Here is a 17,160-nt window from a genome sequence, read left to right as displayed (position 1 = left end):
CATCTATTCACAAAAAATAGATATAAATCGCCAATACCAAATAAAAAGGAGCACAATTATTCACATTATTTTTTCTGGTCAGACCAGATGAGCATTCCAATTGCCGGTAAAAGCAGCACAGCACCCAGCATATTTACCAAGAACATGAAGGTTAAAAGGATACCCATATCAACCTGGAACTTAAGCGCAGAGAAAATCCATGTGCTTACGCCAATCGCCAATGTGATACCCGTAAACAGTACCGCACTGCCTCGTTCAGCAAGTGCATTTCGATAGGCGACCGACAACGGCATACCTTGCTTAAGCTGTCCCATCATAGAGGATAGAATATAAATGCCATAATCGACACCTATTCCCACACCCAAAGCAATTACTGGTAACGTCGATACTGTTAACCCGATTTCAAGCTGCACCATAAGCGCCTGAGCCAGCGTTGATACCACATATAAAGGTAGTACCACTGCGATAGTCGCTCGCACGCTCCTAAAGCTCGCTAGGCACAACAGGATCACCGCGCCGTACACATAGATCATCATAGGAACCTGCGCCTCGGAAACGGATTCATTTGTTGCCGCCATCACACCGATTGGACCTGATGCTAATTTAAAGGCAACGTCATCAGTTCCCTCTTCTTCTGAGAACGCTTTTATCTTCGCAATCACATGGTCGATAGATTCGGCCTTATGATCTGCCATAAAGATGATAATAGGCATCACCGAACAATCACCGTTAAGTAGCCCTGAGCTTGTTTCCACTCGAGAGGTAGCTTGAACTAGAGAAGCAGTATTTCTTGGTAACGTCTGCCATTTTAAGTTACCTTCGTTGTACCCAGCATTAACCGCTTGTGCAACAGAGCTCAAAGAAACTGCCGATTGTACACTGGCCAAATTTTCTACGCGCCATTGGAAACGACTAATACGCTCCATTGTATCGTGCTCAGTACAAGCCGCAGGTGTCGCTTCGACAATGACCTTTAAGATATCAGAAGAAATTGCATAACGGTCTGAGATAAGAAAAGTGTCTTGGTTGTATCTGGCATCTTCATGTAGCGCCGGTGCACCAGCATGTAAATCACCAATACGCATTTTTTCAGATTGCCAGTAGCCAAATGCGAATAGTACTGCACTGATAAGTAAAATCACTCTGGCCACTTTTTTGTCTGTGGTTTTCACCAAGGCCTCTCGCATTGCCTCAAACATACCATGGCTGGCGTTTTTACCATCACCAAGTCGCTTAATATTTGCAGACTCAAAGAACGATGCCATTACAGGAAGCAGTACCAAGTTGGTAAAGATAATAACTGCAACCCCTAAACTGGCAGTAATAGCAAGTTCACGAATAATGCCGATGTCGATTGCCAGTAAGGTTAAGAAGCCAACGGTGTCCGAAAGTAGAGCAATGCCACCTGGGATAAGTAATGCTTTAAAACTCGCTTCAGCAGCCACTTTGCAGCTTACCCCTTCCGCTACTTTTTTACCTATCGCGTTGATCATTTGCACACCGTGACTCACGCCAATAGCGAAGACTAAGAAAGGCACCAAAATAGACATAGGGTCAACACCAAAACCCAAAGTACTGAGTAAGCCCATCTGCCAAATCACAGCAATAAATGAACAAACAATCGGAAGTAGCGTAAGCTTAAAGCTCTTACAGAACATCCAGACCATAATAAAGGTAAAAGCAATTGCTAACGCAAAGAAAAGCACTACACCTTTCGCACCATCAGCAATGTCACCGGCCATTTTCGCAAAGCCAATAATATGTATGCTCACTTTGTCAGTGCTAAGAGGCGCTCGGATCTCAGACTCTAATTTTTGCGCAAAGGCTAAGGTATCAAGCTTTTCTTGAGTTTGCGGATCGGTTTCCATTAGCTGAGCGGTTACCATGGCACAAGAATAATCGCTCGCAACCATACGACCCACAACTTTTGCTTTTTCAATGTTCTGCTTTACAACCGCTAGGCCTTGTTCAGTAGGTTGAAAATTAGCGGGAATAATAGGTCCACCGGCAAAGCCGTCCTCTACCACCTCAACGAATCTCGCACTGGGTGCAAAGATTGAATTCACCAGTGGACGATTAACACCTGGGATAAAATAGAGCTGATCATGCACCGCTTTTAGCTGAGTGAAAAATGGCTCATTAAAGATGTCACCATCTTTATCACAAACAGAAATAAGAATACTATTTGCACCACCAAACTGTTTTTCGTGCTTCAAGTAAACTTTCATGTATTCATGATTTAGTGGAATATTTTTGTTAAATGAAGCATCGAGCTGAATTTGCGTGGCTTTGAAGCCCAAAAATATCGTCGTCAGTACGAAAAAAGACACGACGGTAATACGATGCCTAAAGATGGCGTATACCAATTGATTTAAAAACGCTTGCATTAGTTGTTCACCTCTACCTCAGCAATCCCCTGCTCCGTAGCTAGAATTAGCTGATTCTTTTTAACCACACCTGCTAAAATAGAGTGGCCGGTTTTTAGTTGTTTTGAGGTTAGCTTACCTGCTTTCAACGTGAATATTACGCCGCTGTTAGCAAACATATAGGTCACATTATCTTTGTGGGCAATACTATTTATTGTCGCCGTTTTTTGAGTATCAAGTTGAACTACTTGCTGTGCATTGCCAATAAATGCGTTACCCCTAAGGCCCGCAACAATAAGTTGCTTATCTGAGGTTTGATCAACAGCAAAAAATGAACCGCGATAAAAAGGCTCAAATTTTTGCCATGTTTTTCCTAAGTCATCACTTTGTGCCACAAGTCCCATTTCACCGGCAAGGTACATCATGCCTTCGGCGATCAACAGGCGATTAAAATGGGGAAGAATAAACGCCGTTTCTTGTTCGTATGCCGCGGGGTCTTGCTCTTTTAAATCGGCTAAGTAGTCGACATCATCGGGGTGAACAAATTCACTGATAAAACGTTTTGTCCAAGACTCACCACCATCAGTGGTTTCAAAAAACATGCCATAAGCGCCCACAGCAAAGCCGTGTTGTTGGTCAATAAACTCAATATCAAGACAAGGCTTTTCCAATGTTGGTAGATATTGTTTTAGCGCCCATGTTTTACCACCGTCTGTGGTTTTGATTATGCTAGCGTCGTGGCCACAAGCCCAACCAATATCTTTGCCTTTGAATGTCACAGAGGTCAACAGTGATTGAATTGGCACCTCTGCCTGCGTCCAGTTTTGCCCTTCTTGTTTAATAATTATTGTGCCGTGTTTACCTACCGCAATTAACGCATCACCGTTATCTGTAATATCCGTGAAAAGCGTTTGTTCTGGGTGAGCGACCATCAGGGCTGATTTTGCTGAAATCTGATCACTACTTTCGGCTACTGCTACATGCGCCATAGTTAAAATCGAGGCTGCTACTAACTTCTTCATCATGAGAAAACACTCGAGTTGTGAGAGGAAAGGAGGAAGAAGGCTGAAGCGAGGTTGCTTCAGCCTGATAATATTTGATTAACGGCGACCCTCACGGCGCAGCGCACCCTGAGTAAACTCGTTATCGTTGAAAGACTGACTGAAGTCATACATGTCTTCTTCGTTATCTAACCCAATCGCAAGGTAGCGACGAGAGTTTAGATCATGATAGACATCCAACGTACTCCAATGCGTCGGCACTTCGTAGTAATTAAGACCATGTGCCATCGCGACGCGATACATCTGATCACGGTTATCATAGATATCCGTTACGTGGATTTGCCAGCTATCTTCATCAATATAGAACACACGCTTTTTGTAAATATGGCGAGTGCCTTCTTTCAGGTTAGCTTCGACTACCCATACACGGTGTTTTTCGTAACGTACGTGTTCAGGGTTGATGTGGCCAGCCATCAAGATATCATCATACTTCAACTTGTCGCTATGTAGCTTGTAACTGTTGTAAGGGATATACATCTCTTTTTTGCCAACAAGTTTCCAATCATAACGGTTTGGAGAGCCGTTAAACATATCAAAGTCATCTGTTGTACGTAAGCTATCTGACGCAGTTCCTGGTGCATCATATGCAACGTTTGGCGCACGTCTTACACGACGCTGGCCTGCGTTATAGGTCCAAGCCTGACGAGGTGTCAAAATTTGGTCCATGGTTTCATGTACAAGCAATGCAGTTCCAGCGAGACGTGCAGGTTCTGTCACCTGCTGCTTAAACTTAAACAAGATATTTGACTCTTGCAACGCTTCAGGCGTTGCATCTGTTGCAGAGTACTTAACCAGTAATTGCTCATCGAAACCGATAATGTTGTAAGCACCTGACTCCGTGGGCATCGCTTGACCGCCGTAACGTGCAATCGACAAGCCACGGAAACGCAATAGGTGGTTCCAGATAGCTTCTAAGCCATCTTTCGGCACCGGAAACGGAATACCGATAGCGGTATTTTTAATGCCGTTACCACCTTCGATCAGCTCTGCTGTTGAAGCGTATTTCTTTGTTGCATCATACACAAACTGCGGATAAGACGCGCTGCGTCTAGTTGGGTAAATGTTCATTTTGAACGTTTCTGGATACGTTTCAAATAACGCAATTTGGCCAGGGCTTAATAATGACTTGTATTTATCTAAATTTGATTTATCAATTGTAAACAATACTTTGTCATCAGCAAATGGATCTGGATGGTGCATGCCCACTTCATAACCAGCTGGAGGCGCTGTGATCCCACCATTCCAAGCCGGAATACTGCCATCAGCATTACCCGCTTTCTCTGCACCGATAGGCGTCAAGTCTTTACCTAAACGTGCAACTTCGTCAGCGCTCATCTTAGCCATAGCGCTGCTGGCAGACAGCATTGTAATTATTGTTGCTGCGATAAATGTAGGTTTTCTAAACATATCGAAAGCCCTTAAATTGAATACTTAATGTTGAATGAGATGAAATCACGGTCCGCAAAGGTATTCGTCTTACCACCACCCCAAAACGTGTTATAGCCAAAATCAAATGACCACGAATTTAGGTAGTTAAAGTTAAGATTAATGCCCAGCGATTTACGATCCTCAATGAACAAGAACATAGGATCAGGGGTGATACCGTTAACATCATGAGAGAACACTACGCGTGGAGAAAAATTCACACCACTGAATAGGTTGTTATACTCACCCTTTGCAATAAGGCGATAGCCCCATGCAGAAGCCGATGGGAATGGATTGGTCTCTGGACCATTTGAAACCGCTTGGTGGATAAGATTGTAATCTCGGCCAGAAAGCCCCTCAATCGTGCCACTTCGGCCAGTACCTGAAACATTCAAACGAAGCTCATCGTACTCTGGCATATCTTTAATAGTAACTGCGCCTACTTCACCAACCACAGCCCAACTATCTGCACCGAGCGATGGGCCGAACAAATGTGTTGCTGTAAACTGTGCTTGAATAGTGTCTCGCAAGATATAACCTTGCGCCACTTCACCAGGACCCACAAAAGCGATATCGTCCCCTTGACTAAGCTGAGATAAACCAGCCAAATCATCACGCAGACCCGCAGCGGCTAACTGCTCAACCATACCTGCGTAAAGTAGTTCAACGTCATCTATCTGTAGTGGCTCATCTTGTCTATATGCCACTTCACCAGCAAATGCGGTTTCACCGATCGCGGTATTAAAACTTAAACCATACAGTTTGATGTCTTCTGGGTAGGTAATTTGCGCTTGAGTAAAGGCATTTAAGTTAGTGACATTGTCTGCGGTAATTTGATTTTGTGCGATGTAAGCTAAATCAGCCATGATCGCTTGCTCTGTAAAGTTAGAAGCTTTACCAGAAATCAGAGGTCTACGGCTGTGGTAATTAATGTAATACAAACCAAATTCAGTGTCGTTTAGCTCTGGAGAGAAAATACCTAAGCGTAAACCGTACTGACCACCATCATCAGGTTCGCTCTTACCGTTATTCCCTTTTCCTTTAAGCGCCACTTTAGTCGGATAAGCCATATACATGGACGCTGCAGCGCTGCCAACTGCTTGTGCTGTTGGTACTACACCTTGAGCAACCAATGCGGCCGTTGCATCAGCATATAAGCTGTTTAATGCATCCGTTAGGTGATACAGATCAATATCAGGGTTTGAGGTAAAACCAAGCTGAACGTTTTGCATATAACCGTTTTCAGATGCAAAATCATTGGTTGAGAAGTAACTACCTGTTGCTGGCAATCTGGTTTCATGCCATTGATACTGATAAAAGCCTTCAAGGTTAACGTTTTCAGACAAACCAATCGACGCCCAAAGCATACCGACAGGGATAAAGGCTTCTTTTACTTCAGAGCCAGGCGCTTTCAAACGGTCAATATCCACTGGGTTGACGTTAATGCCGTGGGAAATAAGCGTACTTTCACCCCAGTTAACGACTTGCTGACCTAAACGCACGGAGAGCGGGTTTTTGCCATCATTGAGGTCAAAATCCGCCCAAACAAATGCATCTAGCAAGCGTAAATCCGAACAGACTTGTTTTCTGGTATCGTCGTCTTCACACGGGTCAACTTTTTTGCCTGAAACAGGGTTGCTATACGCAAAATCCCCATCTTCCATCGCAAAGTCGTAGAAATACATGAAACGAGTGAACAAACCATAGTTATCTTTGGTAATTGCTAAATCATGGGTACCTTTTAACAACTGAGAGAAAGTATCTCCAGAGTCAAAATTTAGGTTACCAGCATCACCATTATTTGAATAGGCACCCTGTTGTGACCAGATCTGTGACGAAGAATAGATGGTATTGCCAGTGGTTGCTTTATAACCATCCCAGTTAAACTGTGGATGATTACTTTTACCGATGAAATCAAAGTTACGATCTTCAACGCGAATGCTTTGACCATAAGAAAAAGTCGAGTCGAAGGTAATTTCGAAATCACCAACCTCAAAACTGGCCGCGTGTACTGACGTGGCGGCAGCTCCCATTACTGCCGCACTAAGACCGAGCATGATTTTGTTTTTCACAAAGAGCGATCTTTTTATCATTATTTCTCCCCCTTTTGGCGGGTCATGTCTAGAGCTTAAGCTCTTAGAGTTATTGTTTTTTGTTGTCTAAACGATAGAAGCGAAACCGCGAAAATACAAATACTGCTCCACTAAATCAACGCTTTTTCGCCTCTAGGGGCGTATTTTACTCTTGGTAAGACGTCCTACCAGATAATTTATAACACGTATTTCAAGCTTATAACAAACTCATTTAACAAAAATAAAATATGTTTTGCAGTTCTACTTCGATTAAGTGACTTTTTCTAACGATAGAAACTTATTGCTATCATCCAAGATGAGACGGAATCTCCCCCTGATCCCAATTGATGAAATAAAGGGGCGAATACGCTCTGCGGGGAAGCGAATACTCTTGCCCCCATCTTCAATCACTTGCACTGAAGTATAGTGCCCGTAGTAGTAACCGAGGCACTTGTCATAACTCAAATCCATGTAAAAGAAGTACTCTTTCATCTACTGCGCTAGCGCCTTCTCTACCTTCTCATATAAGTCGTCGCTTAAGCCTTCTAAGTTAGCCAAACGACTCAACTGTGCCCGCATCAGCTGTTGCCGCGTTTCATCATAACGCTTCCATGACATGAACGGCGTGATCATACGAGACGCATTTTGTGGATTGATACTGTTTAGCTCCACTAATAGGTCTCCCAATAACGCATAGCCCTTACCATCTGTACGATGGAATTGCGCAGGGTTAGTTCTTGCGAAGCTTCCTATCAATGCGCGAACACGGTTAGGATTGCCTTTGTCAAAACAAGGATGCGCATAAAGCGTATTTATATTCGATATCACCTCGTCGTTGGATAAGCTTGCACTTAATGCAAACCATTTGTCCATGACTAGACTATCGTGACGCCATTGACTATCAAATTGACTGAACAAGCTTTCCATCTTTGTGTGCTGCGCGGCGACGGCTGCTTTTAATGATGCCAACTTAGTGGTCATATTGCTTGAAGAAAATTGATTATCTAGCGCGCTGTCAACACTATCGGAATCTGTTTTCGCTAAGTAATAAAGCGCTTTATTTTTAAAGGCTCTGATCGCGACATCCTTTGCTTCTAATGAGCCTGAGTCTTGCAAAGATAAATAAGCGTGTTCAAACACCGATTGCAGTGATTGCGCAATTTGCATTTCAAATGCATCAGAAATTGAAACGAGTTTGTCTACTGGGATAATTTCAAATTGACTGGCTAACGTATCAAACGTTGGTAAAGTCAATAGCTCAGCCAGTAGCGCAAGGTCTCCATCTAACGCTTCCACCAATGAGGACAATGCACCGAGGACTTTTGAATCCAGTGCGAAGTCGTCTGACGTAACCGCTCGTTTAACTTCAATCATAAAGATTTGCTGCACTGCTTCCCAACGAGCGTAATCACTACGTGCAAAACGCAATATGTGTAGTAACTCATCAATAGTATAGCTGTACTCCATAAGCACAGGTGCTGAGAAATCTTCTAGTAATACAGGAACTGGTTTACTTACAACTTGCTCAAACTCAAACCGCTGTTCAAATTCAGTAATATCTAACGCTCGTTGTATTTCTCCGTGCTTTGTTAGCAACGGAATGCTTTCACCTTGCTCATCCAAAAGCTCTAGCTTAAAAGGAATATGCAGTGGCGCTTTTACGGGGTCGCAATCAGCATGGCTTTGGCTCACCGTAATTGCATATGTTTGTGCCTGTTTGTCATACTCGGTAGCCACTTTTACTCTTGGCGTGCCGAATTGCTCGTACCATAGTTTAAATTGCGTTAAATCAACACCAGAAGCATCCATCATTGCATTAACGAAATCATCGCACGTCACAGCTTGTCCGTCATGACGCTCAAAGTAGAGCTTCATCCCTTTTTGGAAGTTTGCTTCCCCCAATAAGGTGTGCATCATACGGATCACTTCAGCACCTTTGTTATAAACAGTTACGGTATAGAAGTTATTCATTTCAATAACTTGCTGTGGCCTTATCGGATGTGCCATTGGCCCCGCGTCTTCTGCAAACTGGTGCGTACGCATCGCCATTACCGCGTCAATACGGTTTAGGCCTCGAGAACCTAGATCGCTGCTAAACTCCTGATCTCTAAATACGGTTAAGCCTTCTTTTAAACTAAGCTGAAACCAATCACGGCAAGTAACCCGGTTCCCAGTCCAGTTATGGAAGTATTCATGTCCAACTATCGATTCAATGGTGTGAAAGTCTCGGTCTGTCGCAGTCTCTTGGCTTGCCAACACACAGGCACTGTTAAAAACATTCAGACCTTTATTTTCCATTGCCCCCATATTGAAAAAATCAACCGCGACAATCATGTATATATCGAGATCGTATTCCAAATCAAACCTTGACTCATCCCACTCCATGGCCTTTTTTAGTGACGTCATAGCATGGGGAGCTTTATGTAAATTGCCTTTATCGACAAATAACGCCAACTTCACCTCTCTACCCGACTTAGTGCTGTAGTTGTCTTCTAATACATCAAAATCGCCAGCAACCAAGGCAAACAAGTAGCTTGGTTTTTTGTGCGGATCGTGCCATTTTGCAAAATGTCTGCCGTCACTTAAGCTTCCTTCTTCAACTTTATTGCCATTTGATAATAAGTAACGATACTTTGACTCACCGATGATCGTCACCGTATATGTCGTCAGTACATCAGGTCTATCCATAAAGTAGGTGATTTTTCTAAAACCTTCCGCTTCACATTGCGTACAATAAGCGCCATCAGAGAGGTATAAGCCTTCAAGTGAGGTGTTTGTTTGCGGCGAAATTTTAGTGACAATTTTAAGCTCAAAGGCCTTTGGCAAGTTAGAAAGAATCAATTCTGAGTCAGATTTTTCAAGGCTTTGCCACTCTTCACCATTTACCTGACAAGATACTAACTCTAAGTCGACACCATCCAAAATTAATTGTGTCGCATCGCTCACAGCGACAAACTGACTTACAGCAGTCACTAAGGTATTTCTTGGGCTTAACTCAAAGGTCAAGCAAAGCGCATCAACGGTATGGCTTGGTGCAAGGTAATCTTTAAGAAATTTGGCTTGTGGTTTTTGAGTCATATATAGTCCTTACAAAAACGCCCCAAAAAGGGGCGAGTGATAAAACAAATTTGATATCGCCAATTCTAAGGATAGGCGTTTAATTTCTACTTGACCTGTTGGAAAAGGCCTGATCAAGATTGCAAATGCGCTATTTTACGCTTGCCCTGCTTTCTCATTTGGTTCTTCCGCGTTTACTGTTGGTGGCGTAATCTTAAGGATCTTGATACCAAGATACGCGTAGATGACCGCCAGCACAGGATTGATCAAGTTAAAAAATGCGTACATGGCATAATCAAACGGATTGATCAGTAGTACACTCTGCATATATGCGCCGCAGGTGTTCCAAGGGATCAGTGGACTGGTGATTGTGCCACCATCTTCCAGCGTACGTGAGAGGTTTACACTCTTCAAACCGCGCTTTTTGTATTCTTCTTTGAACATACGACCAGGAACAACAATCGCGATGTACTGATCCGCGGCAACTAGATTTGTACCAATACAAGTTGCAATAGTCGAGGCAATTAGTGAGCCTGTGCTTTTTGCAATTTTAAGAATGCTGCGTACGAAGACATCAAGTAAGCCAGTTTTTTCCATAATGGCACCAAACATCAATGCCGTCATCACCAGCCAAGTTGTCGTTAGCATTGATGACATGCCACCGCCACTTAGCAAATCGTCCATTTTTGCATCGCCTGTTTGCAACGCAAAACCGTCAAAGAAAGTTGCCCACACCAATTTCACATAGCCCACTAACTCACCTTGGCTAGCATCAATTTGACTTGCAATAAGGTCTCCTTGGAACAGCACTGCCCATATCGCCCCCATCACCGCGCCGATTGAAATCGCCGGAAAAGCGGGCATCTTCTTGATAGCAAGCCCAAGCAGCACCAGCAAAGGAACTAGCATTAGCAGGTTAATGTTGAAGTTAGTTTGTAGTATCGACACAATTTCATCTATTCGCCCCGCTTCACTTGACGCTTCAGCATTAAAGCCCATGACAATAAATATAATAAGTGCGATTACAAAGCTAGGTACTGTGGTCCAAAGCATATGCTGAATATGATCAAATAAATCACTACCGGCAACTGCAGGCGCTAAGTTTGTGGTTTCAGATAATGGGCTTAACTTATCGCCAAAATAAGCACCTGAAATGACTGCACCCGCGGTTACGACCTGATCTAAGCCAAGCCCCGTCGCGACACCTAGTAGCGCTACACCTATGGTTGCGGCCGTCGTCCATGAGCTGCCTATACTCATCGCCACAATTCCACAAATCAAACAACTCGCGGCATAAAACCAACTTGGATTGATAATTTGTAGTCCGTAATATATCAGTGTTGGGACTGTTCCAGACAGCAACCAAGTACCGATTAAGGCACCTACCATCAATAAAATGATAATAGCACCAAGAGAGATAGTTATCCCCTTTATCATCGCTTCTTCAAGCGTCTTCCACGTAAAACCGTTTTTTAGACCGACAAGCGCCGCAGTGAATGTTGCAAAAAGTAGGGCTATTTGATTTGGACCTGATGATGAGCTGTCACCATAGAGGTACACCGCAGCACCGAGCAAAGCGACCAACAATGTGATCGGAATAAGGGCGTCAATAAATGACGGCTGTTTTTGTTGTTTCAAAAGGAATACTCCTACGCACGACGACCCATGCTTATAATTATTTTATTTGCAGTATACCGTTTTGAGCCGTTTTGAGTAGCTAGGTTGCCAGTGGTCGAGCCACGCACCATTCTCAAAAAGCCTCAAAAGAGTATCAGCTTAGAAAATCTGGCAGATGATAACAAAATTAGTTAAGTAAAAGTAAGTGTAAAAGGCATAATAAAAGGCGCTTGAAGCGCCTTTTATTTATTTTTTAACTTCGTTTTTGGCTACCCGCCCGTATGAAATTAGGTCCTGCGTGATAAGCGCAGCCTCTTCAAGGTAAGGGTCTAATTCTGAAATAACCTCTGGTGCATCGTCCAAATCTTTAACTGGCTCTAAACCGAGACGTTTCAGCCTTTCATTCGTGCGTTTTAATACCAGATCATCGCGGTCTTCACGCTCTTTGATACGCTCAGCTTCAACTAATGAAATCGCCTTATCGTCTTTGCGCGCTTTGTATTCTTCAATATCTTTATAAATATATTCGAATTCTGGCTCTGCTTTTACTCGCTCATCATGGCGCTTACTCAAGTATTGGATAGTTGGCGACAAATTATCGAGGCTCGCATATTTTGCACGAACGATACTATCCCAAGGCAACGCATTATCCTCTTGGCTCTCTCCCCACTCTTCTGGGTTGATTGCCGATGGTAGCAAGATATCAGGGATCACGCCTTTATGCTGTGTACTGCCACCATCGATACGATAAAACTTCGCGATAGTGTAGGTTACACTTCCCAAAGGATTTTCGAATAAATCGTAATTTTTACCGAGGCCACGATGTTGTTGCACGGTGCCTTTACCAAAGGTTTGCTCACCAATCACTACTGCTCGGCCATAGTCTTGCATCGCAGCAGCAAAAATCTCGGATGCCGATGCACTGTAGCGATCAACTAAAACAGTCAAAGGTCCATCGTAGAAGGTAATGCCATCCCTATCTTGTTGACTTTCGACACGATTGTAAGCGGTATGGATCTGAACAACTGGGCCTTGGTCAAAGAATAAACCGGATAGCTGGGTCGCTTCGTAAAGCGAGCCACCACCATTTTGACGAAGGTCAATGATAACCCCATCTACTTTGGCTTCTTTAAGTTTAGCGATTTCAGTTTTTACATCTTGAGAAAGATTATTGTAGAAACTTGGGATTTCTATCACGCCTATTTTGCTTTGTAGCTCAGAATACTTGGCTTCAAAGACTGAAGACTTAACTGCGCGGTCTTCTAATTTTACTTTGTCACGAACAATTTCAACGACTTTTGGCGTACCGTGACTATCGGTACCTTTAAGGTATTGAAGTCTAACCTTGGTCCCCTTAGGGCCTTTGATGAGATCGACCACATCATCTAAACGCCAGCCGATAACATCTACAAATTCTTTATTATCTTGTGCTACACCGATGATTTTGTCGTCTGGCTTAAGCTTTTCGGTTTTGTCCGCAGGGCCTCCTGGGACTAAACTACGGATCACAGTATAATCTTCATCATAACTTAATACCGCACCAATACCTTCCAGCTCTAAGTCCATATCCATTTTGAACTGTTCGGCACGGCGTGGCGAAAGATAAGATGTGTGCGCTTCAATGCTGCGTGCAAACGCATTCATGATTACTTGAAATGCATCTTCACTATTCGTTTGGACTAGACGTTTTTGCGCATTTTTGTAGCGCTTGGTAAGGACTTCTTTGATCTCTTCCCAATTTTTCCCAGTCAATTTTAAGCGCAGCGCATCAGATTTAACGCGCTGGCGCCAATATTCGTCAAGTTCGCTTGTCGCGGTTGCGTAATTTTGCTCTTCTCTATCAAAAATAAACTCATCTTTTTTGTCAAAGTTCATTTCTTTGTCGAGTAAGCCAATGGCAAAATCATAGCGCTCAAAGCGACGCTTCATGCTTAGGTTAAACATATCATAAGCAAAACCCAGTTTTCCTGAGATCAATGCATCATCAAATTGCTTACGATACTGTTGAAAACTATCGATATCCGACTGCAAAAGCAAAGACTTGTTAAAGTCGATGGCTTCTACGTAACGATCAAAAATTTTATCCGATAAGCTGTCATCAAAGCTGAAGCGTTTGTAGTGTTGCCGAGTAAATAGGTTAGTCACTCGTTTACTAGCCGTGGTGTGTTGCGCTTCAGGTTTAAGAACTGGCAAGTCCTTAATAGTGACTGTGCTTGTTGAGGCTAAAGTAACACTCGATACGAACGCGGCGACTAGGGAAATGAGTGGTAACTTTTTACTCATATACAACTCCTTACTGAATATATAGGCTATCTGCTTTAGTTTTAACTTGCATTCCTGTTACAAGCTCTACGTGCACTTCATCATTTTTGACTTCAGTGATAGTAGCGTTAACAAGCGCTTGACCAAGTTTAACTTTAACTTTGTTATTAACCTTGACCTGTTCAGCCGGTAAAGGTTCAACTTTACCACTGCGCTTAGGTTTAACTTCAGCAGGTTTATTACTCATTTTAGGGCGTTTTTGGTCTTGACGATCCCTTGAGTGAGGTTTCTTTTTGTAAGATTTTGTTTCGCCATCGCGATTGTTTGGACGCTGCGGCTTTTTACGCTTAGCCATTTTGGCACGGCTCTCGGCCAATGCTTTTTCTGCGTGTTCAACGTGCTCTTGTTCAACCTTTTCAGCCTGATTGCCGTCTAGGTCTACACGAAACTCGTTCTTAGTGACTGCTTCGAGATAACGCCAGTTTGAAGTGTATTTACGAAGCGCTTGACGTACTTGGGTTTTACTGACTTTGTCAGAACCCTCAATACGCTCAGCGATATCTTTGAAAATACCAACCTTTAATGGCTTAATCCCCTCCTTTTGCTTGAAGCAGTTAGGAAATTCTGAAAATAAGAAGTCTAATACTTCATTTGTGTCTTTTAGCTTGTTTGTGGTTTCCATTTTTAAACCTATTAATTACATCTGCTCATCGAGCGACGAGTTTATATAGTGTGTAACCCAGTCAATTAGCTCTTCTATATCTGCTTCAAGAAGCGCTAAATCACCGCGAAGATGTTCCCAAATACCTTCTATGAGCCTATCTATTGTGTCACAGTCTAAATCTTCAGGAAGTAAATCCCATGCGTGATGAATAAGTTCATTTAAGCGTTCTGCAACAACTTCTTCTTCGCCTTCCCAATCACCAACATCGGCGTAAGAAAACAAATAATCTTGTACCTGAAGCATATCTTTCATTAAAGCGTTTCCTCAAACACTTTAACTAACGCTTCTAATCCGATCTTATCCTGCTCGTCAAATCTTGCCAGACTAGGACTGTCAATGTCTAGCACGGCAATCACTTTATTATCTTTAAAAACAGGGATCACGATTTCTGAATTTGATGCCGCGTCGCAAGCAATATGGCCTGCAAACGCATGAACATCCTCAACCAATTGCGTTTCACAAGTTGCAGCTGCTGTGCCACATACCCCTTTACCAACAGGAATTCGGATGCAGGCTGGGTTGCCTTGGAATGGCCCAAGAACCAACTCTTCAGCGCTATCCATAAGATAAAAGCCTGCCCAGTTGATATCTTCAAGAGTTGTAAATAAAAGCGCACTCAAGTTTGCCATATTGGCAATCACATTGTGTTCACCACTGATTAGCCCTTGAGCCTGTTTAACTAAAGTCTGATAAAAGTCTTGCTTTTGCATTACCATCAAATTCACGAATTGAACGACAAAAGCTAAAGGTACTCTTTCGGAGAAATAATTAAAACCTTTTCGACTGAAAAAGTATTAATTATCTGTAAAACTGAGACTGCTCGGTTAATTATCACTCAGTTTTACGATGACCTGCCCGCAAACCAAACAAGAATAGCCCCGCTGCGAGCATTGACATTAAGGCGTTAACAATAAAACCGACACCCGATTGTGCAGCGAAAAGATAGCTAAATACCGCACCACCAAGTAAGCCCAGTGTTAACAGACCACCATATTGCACCTTGTTGTACCTAAACATAAGGATATATCCGGGAACAACGAATAGGCACATAGCAAGACCAACGATGTATGCGTTAGAAATTGCGCTGAGTAGTAAGTTAAAGAACATCTCACTGCGACCGAGTGTAAAGCTGTAGTAAATCCCAAGCACACCACCCACGATTAACGGTGATAATAAAGAGAACCCTACTCCTTTGCCAACTTGTTTCATATTCAACACTCTCTACACTAATTATTCATTCAACACTACTGAGTATTGTGCAAGCAGTGCCTCTGCACTAGCCGACTTTGGTCTAATAGGTATTTTTATTGAGAGTATACTGGTGACCGGAGATTTCTGTTATCAGAAACAAAAAAGCCCTCAAATATGAGGGCTTTAAATGTGGCGGAGAGATAGGGATTTGAACCCTAGATACGCTATTAACGTATGCCGGTTTTCAAGACCGGTGCTTTCAACCACTCAGCCATCTCTCCAAAACCTATGATCCACGCTTAATAGCACGAATCTAAAATAAGTGGCGGAGAGATAGGGATTTGAACCCTAGATACGCTATTAACGTATGCCGGTTTTCAAGACCGGTGCTTTCAACCACTCAGCCATCTCTCCGCAGCGGGGCGAATAATAGAGAATCCCTGTGCGCTTGTGAAGCTTTTTTTTCAATTATTTGATCGTTTGCGTAAAATTTGGCTCAATCGTCTAAGAACCAGTCAAAATTATGCGTATTTTAGATATTTCAGCGAACTTTTGAAAATATTCAAAGTCTTACGTATTGAGTAAATATTACTGTAGAGACCCAATTAACGACAGATATTGATCAAGAAATCATTGCCCCAACATATAACAATTGATACTCTTATCTTAGTTATTTTTGGGATCAGCATGTTTTATTAAGGAGCTTGAATCATGGCATTCAATCATTCATACAACACTGCAAAACCTGTCATGTCGACAATGGAAACAAACAAAGTGTTGAAAAACACTTACTTCCTGTTGGCAATGACATTAGCGTTTAGTGCAGTAACAGCCGCAATTTCAATGACAATGGCATTACCAGCATTTACCGGTATTGTTTGTTCATTAGTTGCATTTGGTTTGCTTTTTGTTATCGGTAAAAAAGCAAACTCATCTTCTGCTATCGGTCTTGTATTCTTATTTACTGGTATTTTAGGCTTCGGCCTTGGGCCTATGCTTAATCACTATGCTGCACTACCAAATGGTGGCATGTTGATAGCACAAGCACTTGGCACAACAGCGTTAATTTTCTTCGGTTTATCAGCTTATGCACTAACTACGAAAAAAGACTTCTCATTTATGGGTGGCTTTTTAACGGTTGGTTTAATCGTGGTTATTATCTCAAGCCTAGTAAACTTGTTCATTGGATCTAGCATCGCGTTTATGGCAATTAACGCGGCAGTCGTGTTATTAATGTCTGGCTTTATCCTTTATGATACAAGCCGAATTATCAATGGCGGCGAGACAAACTACGTGCTTGCAACTGTGAGCTTGTATTTAAGTATTTATAACTTATTTACCAGTATCCTTGCCCTTTTAGGCGCGTCGGATGACTAACTCAGAAT

The 17,160-nt window shown here is 42.7% G+C and carries 13 protein-coding genes and 2 tRNA genes; 1 reads left to right on the top strand and 14 read right to left on the bottom strand.

Going from position 1 to position 17,160, the window contains the following annotated elements; translation table 11 throughout:
• Nucleotides 1-65 precede the first annotated feature (65 nt).
• The 14 genes from QSH61_RS08630 to QSH61_RS08565 form a co-directional block, all read right to left on the bottom strand.
• A complete protein-coding gene (locus QSH61_RS08630) occupies nucleotides 66-2,387 on the bottom strand; it encodes an efflux RND transporter permease subunit (protein WP_206472836.1) in 2,322 nt (773 codons plus the stop codon).
• Nucleotides 2,387-3,388 (bottom strand): WD40/YVTN/BNR-like repeat-containing protein, encoded by a 1,002-nt coding sequence (locus QSH61_RS08625; protein ID WP_248298729.1) that lies wholly within the window; start codon nucleotides 3,386-3,388, stop codon nucleotides 2,387-2,389. The genes QSH61_RS08630 and QSH61_RS08625 overlap by 1 nt, the downstream gene beginning before the upstream one ends.
• A gap of 78 nt (nucleotides 3,389-3,466) precedes the next feature.
• On the bottom strand, nucleotides 3,467-4,834 hold the full coding sequence (locus tag QSH61_RS08620) for a DUF1329 domain-containing protein (RefSeq protein WP_039495726.1): 1,368 nt from the start codon (nucleotides 4,832-4,834) through the stop codon (nucleotides 3,467-3,469).
• Between the two features lie 11 nt (nucleotides 4,835-4,845).
• Nucleotides 4,846-6,945 (bottom strand): DUF1302 domain-containing protein, encoded by a 2,100-nt coding sequence (locus tag QSH61_RS08615; protein ID WP_010604629.1) that lies wholly within the window; start codon nucleotides 6,943-6,945, stop codon nucleotides 4,846-4,848.
• Nucleotides 6,946-7,194: 249 nt separating this feature from the next.
• The gene (locus tag QSH61_RS08610) at nucleotides 7,195-7,416 is read right to left on the bottom strand and encodes a DUF2835 domain-containing protein (protein WP_010604628.1); all 222 of its coding nucleotides are present in this window, start codon (nucleotides 7,414-7,416) and stop codon (nucleotides 7,195-7,197) included.
• Entirely contained in the window at nucleotides 7,417-10,002 is a 2,586-nt protein-coding gene (gene pepN / locus QSH61_RS08605) for an aminopeptidase N (protein ID WP_174168960.1), read from the bottom strand.
• 135 nt (nucleotides 10,003-10,137) lie between these two features.
• Complete coding sequence (gene nhaC / locus QSH61_RS08600; protein ID WP_010371552.1) at nucleotides 10,138-11,619, bottom strand: Na+/H+ antiporter NhaC; 1,482 nt, start codon at nucleotides 11,617-11,619, stop codon at nucleotides 10,138-10,140.
• 225 nt (nucleotides 11,620-11,844) lie between these two features.
• Complete coding sequence (gene prc / locus QSH61_RS08595; protein WP_102056710.1) at nucleotides 11,845-13,881, bottom strand: carboxy terminal-processing peptidase; 2,037 nt, start codon at nucleotides 13,879-13,881, stop codon at nucleotides 11,845-11,847.
• Between the two features lie 10 nt (nucleotides 13,882-13,891).
• On the bottom strand, nucleotides 13,892-14,542 hold the full coding sequence (proQ, locus tag QSH61_RS08590; protein ID WP_010604625.1) for an RNA chaperone ProQ: 651 nt from the start codon (nucleotides 14,540-14,542) through the stop codon (nucleotides 13,892-13,894).
• Nucleotides 14,543-14,557: 15 nt separating this feature from the next.
• Entirely contained in the window at nucleotides 14,558-14,836 is a 279-nt protein-coding gene (locus QSH61_RS08585) for a hypothetical protein (protein WP_010371557.1), read from the bottom strand.
• Complete coding sequence (gene msrC, locus QSH61_RS08580; protein WP_010604624.1) at nucleotides 14,836-15,294, bottom strand: free L-methionine (R)-S-oxide reductase MsrC; 459 nt, start codon at nucleotides 15,292-15,294, stop codon at nucleotides 14,836-14,838. Before msrC ends, QSH61_RS08585 begins: the two co-directional genes overlap by 1 nt.
• A gap of 121 nt (nucleotides 15,295-15,415) precedes the next feature.
• On the bottom strand, nucleotides 15,416-15,793 hold the full coding sequence (locus QSH61_RS08575) for a hypothetical protein (RefSeq protein ID WP_010371562.1): 378 nt from the start codon (nucleotides 15,791-15,793) through the stop codon (nucleotides 15,416-15,418).
• Between the two features lie 172 nt (nucleotides 15,794-15,965).
• A tRNA-Ser gene (locus QSH61_RS08570) sits at nucleotides 15,966-16,056 on the bottom strand.
• 42 nt (nucleotides 16,057-16,098) lie between these two features.
• Nucleotides 16,099-16,189: transfer RNA gene (locus tag QSH61_RS08565), tRNA-Ser, on the bottom strand.
• A gap of 297 nt (nucleotides 16,190-16,486) precedes the next feature.
• On the opposite strand from QSH61_RS08565, the gene QSH61_RS08560 reads away from it, so the two are divergent.
• Nucleotides 16,487-17,152 (top strand): Bax inhibitor-1/YccA family protein, encoded by a 666-nt coding sequence (locus tag QSH61_RS08560; RefSeq protein ID WP_010604622.1) that lies wholly within the window; start codon nucleotides 16,487-16,489, stop codon nucleotides 17,150-17,152.
• The last annotated feature ends 8 nt before the right edge of the window (nucleotides 17,153-17,160 follow it).

This window comes from Pseudoalteromonas sp. JC3 (assembly GCF_030291895.1).
Taxonomy (GTDB): Bacteria; Pseudomonadota; Gammaproteobacteria; order Enterobacterales; family Alteromonadaceae; genus Pseudoalteromonas.
The sequence above is the reverse complement of the archived record's forward strand: the minus strand, read 5'-3'. Positions and strand labels throughout refer to the sequence as shown.